Origin of the sequence: Algoriphagus marinus, assembly GCF_001936475.1 — a bacterium.
Classification (GTDB): Bacteria; Bacteroidota; Bacteroidia; order Cytophagales; family Cyclobacteriaceae; genus Algoriphagus; species Algoriphagus marinus.
This window is the reverse complement of the sequence record NZ_MSPQ01000006.1, coordinates 45,033-58,301: the sequence shown is the minus strand read 5'-3', so window position 1 is coordinate 58,301 and position 13,269 is coordinate 45,033. Positions and strand designations below refer to the sequence as shown.

13 protein-coding genes are annotated in these 13,269 nt (G+C 38.7%); 3 read left to right on the top strand and 10 right to left on the bottom strand.

Annotated elements, in window-relative coordinates; genetic code table 11:
• Positions 1 to 19 precede the first annotated feature (19 nt).
• The 3 genes from metF (at position 20) to BVC88_RS10770 (ending at position 2,667) form a co-directional block, all read left to right on the top strand.
• Positions 20 to 973, top strand: a complete 954-nt coding sequence (gene metF / locus BVC88_RS10780) for a methylenetetrahydrofolate reductase [NAD(P)H] (RefSeq protein WP_075350703.1) — start codon at positions 20 to 22, stop codon at positions 971 to 973.
• Positions 974 to 1,258: 285 nt separating this feature from the next.
• A complete protein-coding gene (locus BVC88_RS10775) occupies positions 1,259 to 2,116 on the top strand; it encodes a hydroxymethylglutaryl-CoA lyase (RefSeq protein ID WP_075350702.1) in 858 nt (285 codons plus the stop codon).
• Positions 2,116 to 2,667, top strand: a complete 552-nt coding sequence (locus tag BVC88_RS10770) for a PepSY-associated TM helix domain-containing protein (RefSeq protein ID WP_075350701.1) — start codon at positions 2,116 to 2,118, stop codon at positions 2,665 to 2,667. The genes BVC88_RS10775 and BVC88_RS10770 overlap by 1 nt, the downstream gene beginning before the upstream one ends.
• Positions 2,668 to 2,791: 124 nt before the next feature.
• On the opposite strand, the gene BVC88_RS10765 is transcribed toward BVC88_RS10770, so the two are convergent.
• The 10 genes from BVC88_RS10765 to BVC88_RS10720 all read right to left on the bottom strand — a co-directional run bounded on the left by BVC88_RS10765 (position 2,792) and on the right by BVC88_RS10720 (position 13,214).
• A complete protein-coding gene (locus BVC88_RS10765; RefSeq protein ID WP_075350700.1) occupies positions 2,792 to 4,966 on the bottom strand; it encodes a xanthine dehydrogenase family protein molybdopterin-binding subunit in 2,175 nt (724 codons plus the stop codon).
• A 4-nt stretch (positions 4,967 to 4,970) separates the two neighbouring features.
• A complete protein-coding gene (locus BVC88_RS10760; protein ID WP_075350699.1) occupies positions 4,971 to 5,447 on the bottom strand; it encodes a (2Fe-2S)-binding protein in 477 nt (158 codons plus the stop codon).
• 194 nt (positions 5,448 to 5,641) lie between these two features.
• Positions 5,642 to 6,775, bottom strand: coding sequence for a DNA-processing protein DprA (dprA, locus tag BVC88_RS10755; RefSeq protein WP_075350698.1), 1,134 nt, complete (start codon positions 6,773 to 6,775; stop codon positions 5,642 to 5,644).
• Entirely contained in the window at positions 6,744 to 7,097 is a 354-nt protein-coding gene (locus tag BVC88_RS10750) for a MerR family transcriptional regulator (RefSeq protein WP_075350697.1), read from the bottom strand. The genes dprA and BVC88_RS10750 overlap by 32 nt, the downstream gene beginning before the upstream one ends.
• 79 nt (positions 7,098 to 7,176) lie before the next feature.
• A complete protein-coding gene (locus BVC88_RS10745) occupies positions 7,177 to 7,881 on the bottom strand; it encodes a 16S rRNA (uracil(1498)-N(3))-methyltransferase (RefSeq protein WP_075350696.1) in 705 nt (234 codons plus the stop codon).
• 77 nt (positions 7,882 to 7,958) lie between these two features.
• A complete protein-coding gene (locus BVC88_RS10740; protein ID WP_075350695.1) occupies positions 7,959 to 9,752 on the bottom strand; it encodes a DEAD/DEAH box helicase in 1,794 nt (597 codons plus the stop codon).
• Between the two features lie 425 nt (positions 9,753 to 10,177).
• Positions 10,178 to 10,969, bottom strand: coding sequence for a queuosine precursor transporter (locus tag BVC88_RS10735; RefSeq protein ID WP_075350694.1), 792 nt, complete (start codon positions 10,967 to 10,969; stop codon positions 10,178 to 10,180).
• Positions 10,966 to 11,883 carry a ribonuclease Z gene (locus BVC88_RS10730; protein WP_075350693.1) on the bottom strand — a complete coding sequence of 306 codons (918 nt, stop codon included), beginning with the start codon at positions 11,881 to 11,883 and terminating at the stop codon, positions 10,966 to 10,968. Before BVC88_RS10730 ends, BVC88_RS10735 begins: the two co-directional genes overlap by 4 nt.
• Complete coding sequence (locus BVC88_RS10725) at positions 11,880 to 12,260, bottom strand: STAS domain-containing protein (protein WP_075350692.1); 381 nt, start codon at positions 12,258 to 12,260, stop codon at positions 11,880 to 11,882. Before BVC88_RS10725 ends, BVC88_RS10730 begins: the two co-directional genes overlap by 4 nt.
• A gap of 15 nt (positions 12,261 to 12,275) precedes the next feature.
• The gene (locus BVC88_RS10720; RefSeq protein WP_075350691.1) at positions 12,276 to 13,214 is read right to left on the bottom strand and encodes a phosphoribosylaminoimidazolesuccinocarboxamide synthase; all 939 of its coding nucleotides are present in this window, start codon (positions 13,212 to 13,214) and stop codon (positions 12,276 to 12,278) included.
• Positions 13,215 to 13,269: the final 55 nt, after the last annotated feature.

The window sequence follows — 13,269 nt, the reverse complement described above, 5'->3', positions numbered from 1 at the left end:
AAAAACAAATTATAAACAGATGAAAATCACCGAACATCTGAAAGAAGCAAAAAGCACGCTTTTCTCTTTCGAAATACTTCCTCCTTTAAAAGGTCAAAGTCTAAAAGAACTCTTGGAGGGAATTTCCCCATTGATGGATTTTAAGCCTCCTTTCGTCGATGTGACTTACCATCGGGAAGAATTTATTTATAAGAAGCATCCGAATGGTTTGTTGGAAAAAATCAGTACAAAAAAGCGTCCTGGTACTGTAGGAATATGTGCTGCAATTATGAATCGTTTTCATATTGATGCGGTACCTCATCTGCTTTGTGGTGGATTTACCAAAGAGGAAACTGAAAATGCATTGATTGATTTGAATTTTATTGGAGTGGAAAATGTGTTGGCACTTCGTGGCGATGCTCCAAAGGCGGAGGGTAGATTCATTCCAGAACCAAATGGGCATCATTTTGCAAGCGAATTGGTTCAGCAGATTATTGGGATGAATGCAGGAAAGTATCTACACGAAGAAACAGAGATTGGCTTCCAAACTGATTTTTGTGTGGGAGTAGCAGGCTATCCAGAGAAGCATTTTGAAGCTCCATCCATGAAGTTTGACCTCAAATACTTGAAAGAAAAAGTTGATAATGGTGCAGAATATATCGTAACTCAGATGTTTTTTGATAATGAGAAGTTTTTCAAGTTTGTAGAGGATGTTAGGGCAGCAGGAATTACTGTTCCCATTATTCCTGGAATCAAACCGATTACTACTTTGGGACAAATCACCATGCTTCCCCGAACCTTTTTCTTGGATTTGCCAGATGATTTGATGGATGAGTTGGAAAAATGTAAAACCAATCAGGAAGTGAAAGAAGTGGGTATTGAATGGTCCATTGCGCAGTGCAAAGAATTGGTTGAAAGAGGAGTTCCTTCACTTCACTTCTATACCATGAGTAAGGCAGATACCACTTATAAGATTGCGAAGGAGATCTTCTAGAGATCTGTAAACTAATTTAAAGTACGATCGAGTTTTTATAATTCGATCGTATTTACTTTTTTAGTGCAATCAGAAGGATACGTAAAATTCTCTTTTCCAGTATTTTATTCCCTTTAGCCTAAGTCTTAATTTTTGTTTTTACAACGATAGAATATTCTTCACGAATTAAATTGAGCTAAAAAATTTAATCTTCACCATATAAGCTAATTTGAGATTTTAGGTCTCAAAATTCACTGCTTATATAATTCTCGTTTTTGAGCTTCATTATTATATCTAAATTCAAACATGATTAAACTGATTGAATGTCCCCGCGATGCTATGCAGGGTCTTCCTGATTTTATTGATACTGCAATCAAGGCGGCATATATCAACCAATTATTGGAAGTAGGTTTTGATACGATTGATTTTGGGAGCTTTGTGAGTCCGAAAGCTATTCCACAAATGCGGGATACAGCAGAGGTTTTAAGTCTTTTGGATCTGCATAATTCGAAAAGTAAGCTTCTGGCCATCGTGGCAAATGTACGTGGGGCGGAGGATGCACTTACCTTTCCTGAGATTGATTACTTGGGTTTCCCCCTTTCTTTATCAGAGACTTTCCAGCAGCGTAATACCAATGCTTCTATTGCTCAAGCTTTGGAAACTGTAGAAGAGATTCAAAATCGCTGTGAAATCAAAGGAAAGACCTTGGTAACTTACCTAAGTATGGGGTTTGGGAATCCTTATGGAGACCTGTATTCTCCTGAATTGGTCGCGGAATTTGTCCAACAATTGGATGAAATTGGAATCAAAATCATCTCGCTTTCTGATACCATAGGAGTTGCCAACCCTGAATCCATTCGCAGCTTATTTGAAATCAATGTTTCCTCGTTCCCTCATATTGAGTTTGGTGCGCATCTTCACTCGACTAGAGATACTATTCCGGAGAAAGTTCTTGCTGGTCTTGCTGGAGGATGTATGCGATTCGATGGAGCTTTGAAAGGCTTTGGAGGTTGCCCAATGGCAAAAGATGAATTAGTAGGTAATATGGCGACTGAAGTAATGATTGATACTTTGGAGGCTTCAGGTGAAAAGCTTGAGCTAAATAAAATAGAATTGGCTGAAGCGATGAAACTGGCCAATTACGTCTTTAATCCAGCTATCTGATGGCAAATAAGGAAGTTCAACAAAAGGTTAAATCCCTTCGATTACTTCGGGTTTTACATCGCTGGTTAGGAATTCCTTTGGTCCTTTTTTTCTTCGTCATTGGCATTACGTCCATTTTATTAGCTTGGAAAAAGAAAGCAGAATTGCTTCCGCCTACTTTAAAAACAAAAGTCGAGTCCAAGGAAGACTGGATTTCTCCAAGTCAAATGGTAGAAATAGCAATGGAAAAAATGGATTCCATGAAACAATCGAGTTTGGTGGATCGAATCGATATCAGACCCGATAAAGGAATTGCTAAAGTGACTTTTCAGACGCATTTTACAGAAGTACAATTGGATGGCTTTTCGGGAGAAGTGCTTTCCATCGAAACTCGCCATTCGGATTGGATTGAAAAAGTCCATGATGGAAGTATAGTGGATTTTTACTTTGGCGGAACTGAAACCTCCAAATTGATTTATTCAACCTTGACTGCGTTTGGATTGATTTTGATGAGTTTTAGCGGTTTCTATTTATGGTATTTCCCTAAAGTTATCCGTAAGATGAAGATTTGATTGTGTAAAAAATCTAAGTTTAAATGGTCCATTAATAAAAATTTAATTGTTGAGAAAATAGATACATATTAGTGATGTTCCGCTATAAATACTCCCTCTGAATAATTGAAATTCTATTAAATCTTCAGCTTTTTAAAGCCTCTAAAACTCTTTCAGGAGTAAAAGGTAAATGCCTCAATTTCTTTCCGGTTAATGCTAAAAAAGCATTCGCGATAGCACAAGCGACCATAGGAGTGGCAGTTTCTCCAACACCCTCCGGATGCATATCTGAAGCGATCAATTCTGTTTCAATTTGATCTGGAATATCTTCCATTCTCAATAATTGATAATCATGAAAATTAGATTGCTGCACTTTTCCATCAACAATCGTGATTTGTTCTTTAAGTGCACTGCTAATTCCCATCATGATTCCTCCTTCCATTTGAGCTTTGACATTATCAGGATGGACGATTACTCCGGCATCCAAAGCAACCCAAAAATTATGGACGCTAATTTTCCCGGATTCCCGATTCAGTGAAATCTCACATACACCTGAACCTAGTGAACCGTGCTCCACAAAGGCAACTCCCTTAGCTCGACCTGATTCTGATGGTGTATTCCAATTTGAAATCTGCTCGACTTTCTCCAGTGTAGCCAAAGCGCGGGGTGAATTCGATAGGAGACTTTTTCTAAACTGAATCGGGTCTTTTCCCTGATCATGGGCGATCTCATCCAGCATACATTCAATCGCAAATTTGTTTGGCCCATGTCCTACAGATCTCCAGTGTTTTAATCGAATCCCGTTACTAGCCTCTCTCCATTCTACAAATTGATTGGGAATGTTGTAATGTGAATTGTTAGTTCCACTTGCTACAAGATTCCCTCCATCACCTACCACTAGGTGAGAAAATCCCGACACATTTCCGTCTTGATCAGTATTAGCTTCTATTCTTTGCAAGGATAATGGTCGGTAAGCCCCATAAGTAAGATCATCCTCTCGCGTCCAAATTAATTTGACTGGCAAGGGAGCCATTTCTTTTGCAAGCGTTGCACATTCTTCTACAAAGTCATTCATACTTCTTCTGCCGAATCCACCCCCCAAATACTGCAAGTGTACTGTTACTTTTTTTGGATCAATACCCAGTATAGCTGGCACACCTAATTTGGTATCAAATCCCTGCTGACTTCCCACCCAAACATCCGCTGCGGACAAGTCTTCAGAAATTTTCACAACAGCATTGAGAGGTTCCATTTGTGCATGGTAGATGTAGTCATTTTTGAAATCTGCCTGGTAAGTTTTACTTGCAATTTTCTTTGCCTGTTTTACATTCCCTTTTTCTTCCAGAACTTGACCCTGTTTGCTACTGGATGCAATTTTCTCATACTCAGAATATATTTCTTGCGAATTATGACCTGAAGCTTTTGAATCGCTCCAATCAATTGAAAGGATTTTTTTTGCCGCTAAGGCATCTTCAATCGAGCTTGCAACTATCCCAATTCCATATTCCAAACTAATTAGCTTTAAAACACCTCGAGAAGCCAAGACTTGAGTTTCATTCAGAAGAGTGGGTTTGGAACCATGAACATTACCTCTTTCAATTACTCCATAAACCATATCAGGTAATCTGATATCTATTGAAAATTTCGCTTTCCCGTTAACTTTATCAGGGATATCGGTTCGGTTGATTTTTTTACCTACCCATTCAAAGTCTTTAGGGTTTTTCAATTTATCCTCAGCAAAATCCGGTAGATTCTCAGGCATTTGAAGGAAAGAAACTATCTCGCCATATTCAATTTGCCTATTACTGTTCTCATGGATTACTATGCTCTTTGAGGTAGAAAGCTCAGAAATAGGAACATTCCACTTTTTTGAAACGCTGGCTAAAAGCACATATCTGGCTTGCGCTCCGGCTTGGCGCATGGTCATGTAATAACTATTGGTTGTTCGACTGCCCACGGTAAACATCAATTTACTTCCTGGTGACCAACCTGGAGATCCATAGATTTCTGATTCCTGTGGAGAAAATTCCACAGAGACCTTTGACCAGTCGGCATCCATTTCTTCTGCAAAAAGTAAGGGTAAAGAAGTCATCGAACCCTGTCCCATTTCTGAAGCAGGGTTAAAAATAGTGATATCACCATTTTCGGTAAGTTTTACCCAAGCTGTGATGGGATGCTTAGCAAGTACCTCTTTGATTTTTTCCGGACTGGAGCATGAGACTAGTTGAGGCAAAATACCTGAAACCCCAACAAAGAGTGCTACTCCACCTGTTGACTTCAAAAAATCTCTCCGACTAAAGCCTGATTTTAATTCTTTCATGATATTAACCTTTTGCCTTTATTTCGTTAGAAGCCGCAATTTCAATCGCTTTTATAATCCTGAGATAGGTGCCGCATCGACATAGAATTCCATTCATTTTAGACTTTATCTCGTCTCGACTAGGATTGGGGTTTTCGTTTAATAGAGCGGCAGCCTGCATAATTTGCCCGGATTGACAATAGCCGCATTGAGGAGCTTGGGCTTCAATCCAAGCCTTTTGTAGTGGATGGTCGCTATTCTCAGCTAATCCCTCAATAGTTTTTATCTTTTGGCCATCAGAAAAATTTTCTACTTGTAAGACACAAGCTCTCATCGGGACATTATCTACGTGAATAGTACAAGCACCACATTGAGCAATTCCGCAACCATACTTTGTACCCGTTAACCCTAAATGCTCACGAATCACCCAAAGCAAAGATGTGCCTTCTTCAGCTACAACTTCATAGGTCTTTTCGTTTATTTCAAGTTTGTAGTTTGGCATTTCTAATAATCGTTTAAATTAAAATACTGGATTTAACAGGAGAAAACTGATCAAATGTGATGGGATAGAGTTTCCTCTATACTAGTGGATTAAATTGAAAAAGTAAAGAAATAAGCCCGATGTAATTTTACCTGGACTGGTATTATGATCACTTGAAGCTCTATATTTCCCGAAAGGGTAAATAAAGTCTCGAATTAATATCCCAATAGTTTATATTTCTTTCCGGGGAGTGACTTAATAAGACCTTCAAATTCCAGACTCAAAAGTAATGACGCAAGAGGACCCAGTGGTATTTCTGTGCCATAGCAGATTTGATCTATTTCTGATTCATTTTTATCCATCAGGAATTCTAGGACGATTTTTTCATCAGAATTTCTATTGCTAAGATCTAAAGCAGGTTTTTTAACTTCTTTTTCTCCGGGTTTTACCCAAAAAAGTGCCTCAGCAATATCTCCCGGGCCGGTATAGATATTAGCCTTCATTTTCTTGATCAATTGATTACAGCCTTCGCTGAAAGGTGATTGTAGATTTCCCGGAACAGCAAAAACATCCTTATCATAGCTATAGGCAATTTCGGCAGTAATCAAAGCACCACCTTTTTCCGCTGCTTCTACGACGATTAAAGCATCCGAAAGACTGGCAATGATTCGGTTTCTTGCTGGGAAATTCCCCGGAGTCATTTTAGATCCGGGTGCATATTCACTCATTACCAGACCTGTTTCTAAAATTGACTCAGCTGTTTTTCGATGGACAGCAGGGTAAATTTGATTAATTGGAGATCCCATCACTGCTACAGTTGGTAATCCCACAGCCAATGCGGCTCGATGAGCTTCTATATCTATTCCATAGGCCAAGCCTGAAATGATTGCCGGTTGATAGATCGCTAAGTCTTCGATGATTTTCCGAGTGGCACTTTTTCCATAGGTGGTGGCGCTTCGTGTGCCTACTATTCCAACAGATCTGTCAAAATTTAAACTTCCGGAGCCTTTGGCAAAAAACAAAACAGGGCTATCCTCTTGAACCTTGAGTCGAGTCGGGAAATCCGAATCCAAAGATGTGAAAATCCGATAGCCTGATTTCGCACAGCTTGAAATCAGTTCATCTGCTTTTCTTAGTAATTCCTGTTCCTGATTTCTAAGCTCAAGTAATTTGGACCCGACTTTAGGAGTTTTTAAAACTTTTCCTTTCGGGAGACTGAAAAAGTTTTGAGCTGATCCGGCATAAGCTATAATAGCTTTAAAGATGCCAGGCCCAATCTTAGGAGCAAGCGAAAGTGCAATGAAGTAGCGTAATTCCTCAGGATTGGGACTTTGCGTTGTATTGGTCACGGATAGAGATTAAAAAGTCTTTAATTTCTTGAAGTTTCTGAACGGCAACAACCTTGTCAAAACCTTGATCTGTACCCGCCTTTATCACTTCTTGAGCTCCTTGAAGGGTATATCCTTTTTCCTTTACCAAATGGTAAATGTATTTTATCTTTTGAATATCAGGCTTAGTATATCTTCGATTTCCCTTTCGGTCTTTTTTTGGATTAATGATATCAAACTCACCTTCCCAATATCGAATCAATGATGGTGCTACCTTGAACATGGTAGCTACCTCTCCGATAGAATAATACTTTTTCTCTATGTCTCGCTCTTTGTATGGCACGGTTAAAATTGGCTTAAACTCTAAATTAATGAAAATGCAATACTTTGCTAAGCTTCAGTAAACTATAAACAGAAATAAATTATCGATTCAAAAGTTGAAGGATATCGACTGCTACTAAACCGGCGGTTTCTGTACGAAGTCTACTTTTCCCAAGTGATACAGGAAGGAAGTTTTCTTTGATTGCCATTTGAATCTCCTCTTCAGAGAAGTCGCCTTCAGGTCCAATTAAAATCAAATAATTACCTTTCGCTTTAGCGACATCCATAAAATGGTTCTGATGATTTTCATCAACATAAGCGATAAATCGCTGATTTTCTAATTGTTTATTAGATTCAATCAATTCTTTAAGTGATTGAATAGGGTTTAGCTTTGGAATTCGATACTTCAAACTTTGTTTGCAGGCAGAAATAATTTTTTTCTGAAGTCTATCTGTTTTTAAAAATGATCGCTCAGAATTTGAGGTTTGGATCAATGATAATTCATGAAAGCCGATTTCAGTTATTTTTTCAATCATCCACTCCATTCGATCAGGACTTTTGGTTGGAGCTATTGCCAAATGGATGTAAAATTCATCTTCAGGAATTTCTGTTACTTTTTGTACTGAAAGTTTCGTTTTCTTCGGATTTGCGTCAGTGATAATACAATCGAAAAGCTTTCCTTCTCCATTTGTTACCGAAACCAAGTCTCCATTTTTTTTTCTAAGAACACGGGTAAGATGCTTGGATTCTTCAGAATCAAATTCGATCTCAGGTGGCTGGGAATTTTCTTGAAAGAATAGCTGCATGGACTTTTCAGTTTATAAAAACAAAAAAAGCACATTTCCTGAAGAAATGTGCTTTTGAAATTATTAAGGTTGGGAAATTATCCTTTGGATATCTCCATGTTTACACTTTTACCTTTTATGGTGTTGTTTTTCATACCGTTGATTACTTGTTCAGCATCTCTTGTAGGTACATCTACAAAAGAGAAGTTATCATAGATGTCAATTCCACCGATATTTTTTCCTGAGATACCAGTTTCACCAGCAATGGCTCCAACGATATCATTTGGTCGAATTCTGTCTTTTTTACCAAGATTTAAGAATAAACGAGTCATGTTTGCTTCGCGAACTCGCTCAGGTCTAGTTCCTCCGTCTCTGCTTCCTCCATCTCTACCAGCAAATTCTCGTCTTGGACCTCTTTCGCTACGATCTCCACGCTCACTTCGCTCACCTCGTGGAGAGAATCGCTCATTGCGATCAAATCTTCCACCACGCTCACGGTCTCTTCCGCCATCTCGGCTATCACGTCCACCTTCTCTTCTGCGATCTCCACCGAATGAGTCTATGCTGAAGTTTTGTTCGCTAAGCTCTTTTACCGTGTCACCCATCACTAGTTTGATAAGGCCTATTGCTACTTGGTCAAGCGTCATGCCTTCAGCAAGCATTTGACCGATAGAAGCCTCAAATATTTGATTGTCTCCTGGTTTAGCCACTTGTGCTGCCACATCTTTTACAAGTTGAGCTTTTTTCAATTCGATCAAGTCAGCAACAGATGGAGGAGACATTTTATTGATAGTCGCCTTAGTGAAGCGCTCCAAATCACGAACTTTCATTGCATCTCTTCTTCCTGATACAAAGTTGATTGCTGTTCCTGATTTACCAGCACGTCCTGTTCTACCGATTCGGTGTACATAGTACTCCTCATCTAAAGGTAGATCGTAGTTGAATACGGCTTCCACATTGTCTACGTCGATTCCTCTTGCAGCTACATCAGTTGCAACTAGAACGGTACAAAGTCCTTTTCTGAACTTGCCCATTACTTTATCACGCTGTGCTTGAGAAAGATCACCATGTAGTGCTTCAGCAAGAATTCCTTTAGAACCCAAAGTTTCAGTCACTTCATCTGTCATACGTTTTGTATTACAGAATACCACGCTTAGTGCATAATTATTAACGGTCATCAGACGAGCCATCAAATCCATTTTCAATGAATTTTTAACTTCGTAATAAACCTGCTCGATTAAATCAACAGTCAATTCTTTTTTAGCAACCTTGATGATCTCTGGATTTTTTTGATACTTCCGAGTCAAATCCATGATTGGTTTTGCCATTGTGGCAGAGAAAAAGACAGTTTGTCTTTCTGAAGGCATTTCCTGGAGAATAGCTTCGATATCGTCTCTAAAGCCCATGTCAAGCATCTCATCTGCTTCATCAAGAACGATGATACCAGCGCCATCCAACTTAAGGGTGCCACGGTTGATATGATCCTGTACACGACCTGGAGTTCCGACCACAATCTGAACACCTCTACGAAGTACTCTGATTTGTCTATCGATAGATTCGCCACCGTAGATTGCAACAGAGTTGATTCTTCGGTGAAATTTTGCAAGCTTCTGAATCTCGCCTTCTACCTGAACTGCAAGTTCACGAGTAGGGCAGAGGATTATTGCTTGTGGCTGATTCATATCCGGATCGACTAGGTCGATAATTGGGATTGCAAATGCAGCAGTTTTACCTGTACCAGTTTGAGCCTGTCCAATGACATCTCTTCCTTGAAGAAGGAAAGGTATAGCTTGAGTTTGAATTTCGGAAGGTTGGGTATAGCCCATCTCTTCCACAGACTTAAGAATTTCGTTAGAAATTCCCAAGTCAGAGAACTTGAGTGTGTTTTCCATGATGTTTCCTTACTTTTCTTGCCATGTACTCCTAATGATTATCCCAGACAAGCGACAGTAAGGATTTCACGGCACAGAAAAATGTTCTACGTCTTATTGACGGTGCAAAAGTATGCTATTATATTTTGAAAACCAAACATCATATAAAAGTATTTAGAATATTCTTAATAGAAACTGTGATTTGGGCAAAATATATTTTGTTCGGATCGCTAGAAATGGCTTTTGCAGGATTTTTTATCGTATTGAATGGAATGCCATTTCAAAAATAAGTTAGGTGATTATCTGGAATAACCTCAGAACTCTTCTTGTCTTCCTGAAAAAAGGGGGAGTTGCGAATCAAATTCAGATTTACCCCCAAATTCTTTTAGCGTATTTCTCTCTACCGATCTAACCGGTTGGATATATATTAATCATCATCAACCTTTTTAAATGAATGCTTTGTCCTCGCTGGCTTCTTCCATCATTTCTGATGCAAGGTCTTTGCCCAGATATCGGTCAATGATATTATGCCCGACGTAAAGTAAGGGTGTCAGTGCTATTGCGACTGTGAACTTGTAAATATAATTGATGATGCCAACGGCTAATACTTGGCTTAATTCCCAATTTCCAAATACATAAAATGCAATTCCCAATACCACAAAAGAATCTATGAATTGGGAAACAAAGGTGGATCCAGTTGCTCTTAGCCAGATCATTTTCTCACCTGTGATAGCTCTTAATTTTTGAAAGACATACACATCAATCAATTGACCGAGTAGGAATGCTGTCAAAGAGCCAAGGATAATTCCTAATCCTTGCCTGAAAATGGTGTTGAAAGCATAGCTAATGTTAAAGCTCTCTCCATCTGGAGTAGTTGCATTTACATCAAGCCAGAAATCTGCAGGAACGAGAACCGTGACCAAACTAATCACCAAAAAAACATAGGCAATCAGTCCTGCGGTTATAAAGCTGATTTTTCTAACTCCCTTTTTCCCAAAATATTCATTGATGATATCAGTAGTAATAAAGACGACAGGCCAGATTACAGCTCCGGCAGTCAGATTAAAATCAAGAATATATTCCCCAAAGAAATTCCAGTTCACAGGGGTGAATCCCAGGGTTTTTTCAGCTGAAAAAATTTTAACTCCAATTACTTCCGCAAGGATCGCATTAGTGAGAAAGATGCTTCCGAGAATAATGAAAAGATTGGTTTTTCGGGAGTGCTTGGCTTCGTTCATATAATATAGCTTTGACCTTCTTCACTTAAGATAGAATCAGGAAATACGGATTGAGCTTCGATGAGCATCTCTTCCAAATCTGCGTAGCGAGAGGAGAAGTGTCCAAGTAAAAGCTTTTTAGCATTAGAAGATTTAGCAATTTCCGCAGCTTGTTTGGCAGTGCTATGAAAAGTTAAATTAGCTCTTTCTTTGTCTTGCTCCATAAAAGTAGATTCGTGATAAAGCAAATCTACATTGGCGATGTATTTTTTTAACTCTGGATCAAAAATCGTGTCCGAACAAAAGGCATAAGATCTAAGTGGTGGAAGTGGGTATGTAAATTCTTTCACCTTAAATACCTCGCCTTCTTGAGAATAATAATCGATGCCTGATCGCAGGGATTTAATAGCTTCAATACTTAGTTCTTTTTCCTCGAGCTTTTGTTTGATGAGACTGCGAAGACCATATTTTTCACGAATCAGAAAACCAGTTGTTGGAATTCTATGCTTGAGTGGGAAACTGTAAACTTGAAAAAGTTTTTCATCAAGCAATAGATTCATAGAATCATTATTGGTTTGGATAAAAGTGATTGGGTAGCTTAGTTTTGTATCACTCCATCTGAAATGTGTGGTGATGATTTCATCCAATCCTTTAGGTCCGAATATTGTAAGCGGACTTTGCCTTTTTGCGAGGTGATAGCTTGATAATAAGCCCACTAATCCCAAATAATGATCTCCATGCAAATGGCTTATGAAGACATGATTGATTCGGGATGTTTTGATTTTAAACTTTCTTGCTTGAATCTGCATACCTTCCCCACAATCCAACAATAAACAATGCTGCCCAAATCGGATGATTTGGGCAGTATGATTTCTTCCGTGTACTGGAATAGAAGAAGTATTACCTAGAATTGTGACGTCAAAATCTGGTATCAACCTTCTTCCTCCTCTTCTTCACCATTTTCAATTTCATGCATGAAGATAGCTTCTCCCGCTTCCTCCAAATTTGTCACCAAATTCAGTTTCTTGTCTAGCATAGAGATTTTAAGAAGCTTCATTACATGATCCTGTATTCCTGAAATCAGGAAAATTCCACCATTTTTCCCAAACTCACGATCTCCAACAAGGAGTGCACTAAGCCCTGAAGAATCAACATATTTTACTTGGCTCATATCCAAAACCAAATTGGTAAAACCTTCGGCATGGATTGTTAATAGTTCGGATTTTAGGACTGGAGCAAGAAGTGAGTCAAGTTTTTCCTCCATAGGAGTGAAGATGACATACTGTTCTTTCTTATCAATTGTATATTTCATAGTCGGTAGAGTTACTTATTTAAGGTGATTAAGGATTGCTTTTTCTATTCGTTTTTCAATGATTGAGGTATCAGCTTTCTGAAATACTTCTCCGGTGATTTTTTCGAAAAGCTCAATATAGCGATCAGAGATGCTTTCTACAATTTCATGAGTCATTTCCGGGACAGATTGTCCTTCCTTTCCCTGAAATCCGTTCGAAATCAACCATTGTCTAACAAACTCTTTTGATAGCTGTTTTTGAGGAAGATTGTTTTTTTGATTTTCTACATACCCTTCAGCATAAAAATAACGTGAAGAATCAGGGGTATGAATTTCATCAATTAACAGAATTTGATCTCCAAATTTTCCAAATTCATATTTGGTATCAACCAGAATCAAACCCATTTCAGCCGCCATTTCCTGCCCTCTCTGGAACAATGCTCTGGTATATTTTTCCAAAATCGCATAGTCCTCTGAACTTACTATTCCTTGTGAAAGTATTGCTTCTTTTGATATGTCCTCGTCGTGTCCTTGGTCGGCTTTGGTAGTAGGGGTGATGATAGGCTCAGGGAAAGCATCGTTTTCCTTCATTCCTTCAGGCATCGCTACTCCACAAAGAATTCTTTTACCGGTTTTATACTCTCTTGCTGCATGCCCCGCTAGATAACCTCGAATTACCATCTCCACTTTGAAAGGTTCGCATCGCTTACCGATTGTTACATTTGGATCTGGTGTCGAGGTGACCCAATTTGGAACAATATCGGAGGTCGCTTTTAAGAATTTAGCAGCAATCTGATTGAGAACTTGCCCTTTGTAAGGGATTGGTTTTGGCAATACCACATCGAAGGCCGAAATACGGTCTGATGCAACTACGATCAATTCATTTTCAAAAATATAGACGTCTCTTACTTTTCCTTTGTAGAATCCCTTTTGACCAGGAAACTTGAAGTTTGTCTCTTTGATTGCGTTAGTCATTCATTCATTGTTTTGACAAAAATATAAAAGCCGTGACTTTATTCTTTTTGAATTC

Excerpts from the sequence above, each read along its gene's own strand:
- metF (WP_075350703.1), top strand. The coding sequence starts at position 20 with ATGAAAATCACCGAACATCTGAAAGAAGCAAAAAGCACGCTTTTCTCT.
- BVC88_RS10775 (WP_075350702.1), top strand. The coding sequence starts at position 1,259 with ATGATTAAACTGATTGAATGTCCCCGCGATGCTATGCAGGGTCTTCCT.
- BVC88_RS10770 (WP_075350701.1), top strand. The coding sequence starts at position 2,116 with ATGGCAAATAAGGAAGTTCAACAAAAGGTTAAATCCCTTCGATTACTT.
- BVC88_RS10765 (WP_075350700.1), bottom strand. The coding sequence starts at position 4,966 with ATGAAAGAATTAAAATCAGGCTTTAGTCGGAGAGATTTTTTGAAGTCA.
- BVC88_RS10760 (WP_075350699.1), bottom strand. The coding sequence starts at position 5,447 with ATGCCAAACTACAAACTTGAAATAAACGAAAAGACCTATGAAGTTGTA.
- BVC88_RS10745 (WP_075350696.1), bottom strand. The coding sequence starts at position 7,881 with ATGCAGCTATTCTTTCAAGAAAATTCCCAGCCACCTGAGATCGAATTT.
- BVC88_RS10740 (WP_075350695.1), bottom strand. The coding sequence starts at position 9,752 with ATGGAAAACACACTCAAGTTCTCTGACTTGGGAATTTCTAACGAAATT.
- BVC88_RS10735 (WP_075350694.1), bottom strand. The coding sequence starts at position 10,969 with ATGAACGAAGCCAAGCACTCCCGAAAAACCAATCTTTTCATTATTCTC.
- BVC88_RS10725 (WP_075350692.1), bottom strand. The coding sequence starts at position 12,260 with ATGAAATATACAATTGATAAGAAAGAACAGTATGTCATCTTCACTCCT.
- BVC88_RS10720 (WP_075350691.1), bottom strand. The coding sequence starts at position 13,214 with ATGACTAACGCAATCAAAGAGACAAACTTCAAGTTTCCTGGTCAAAAG.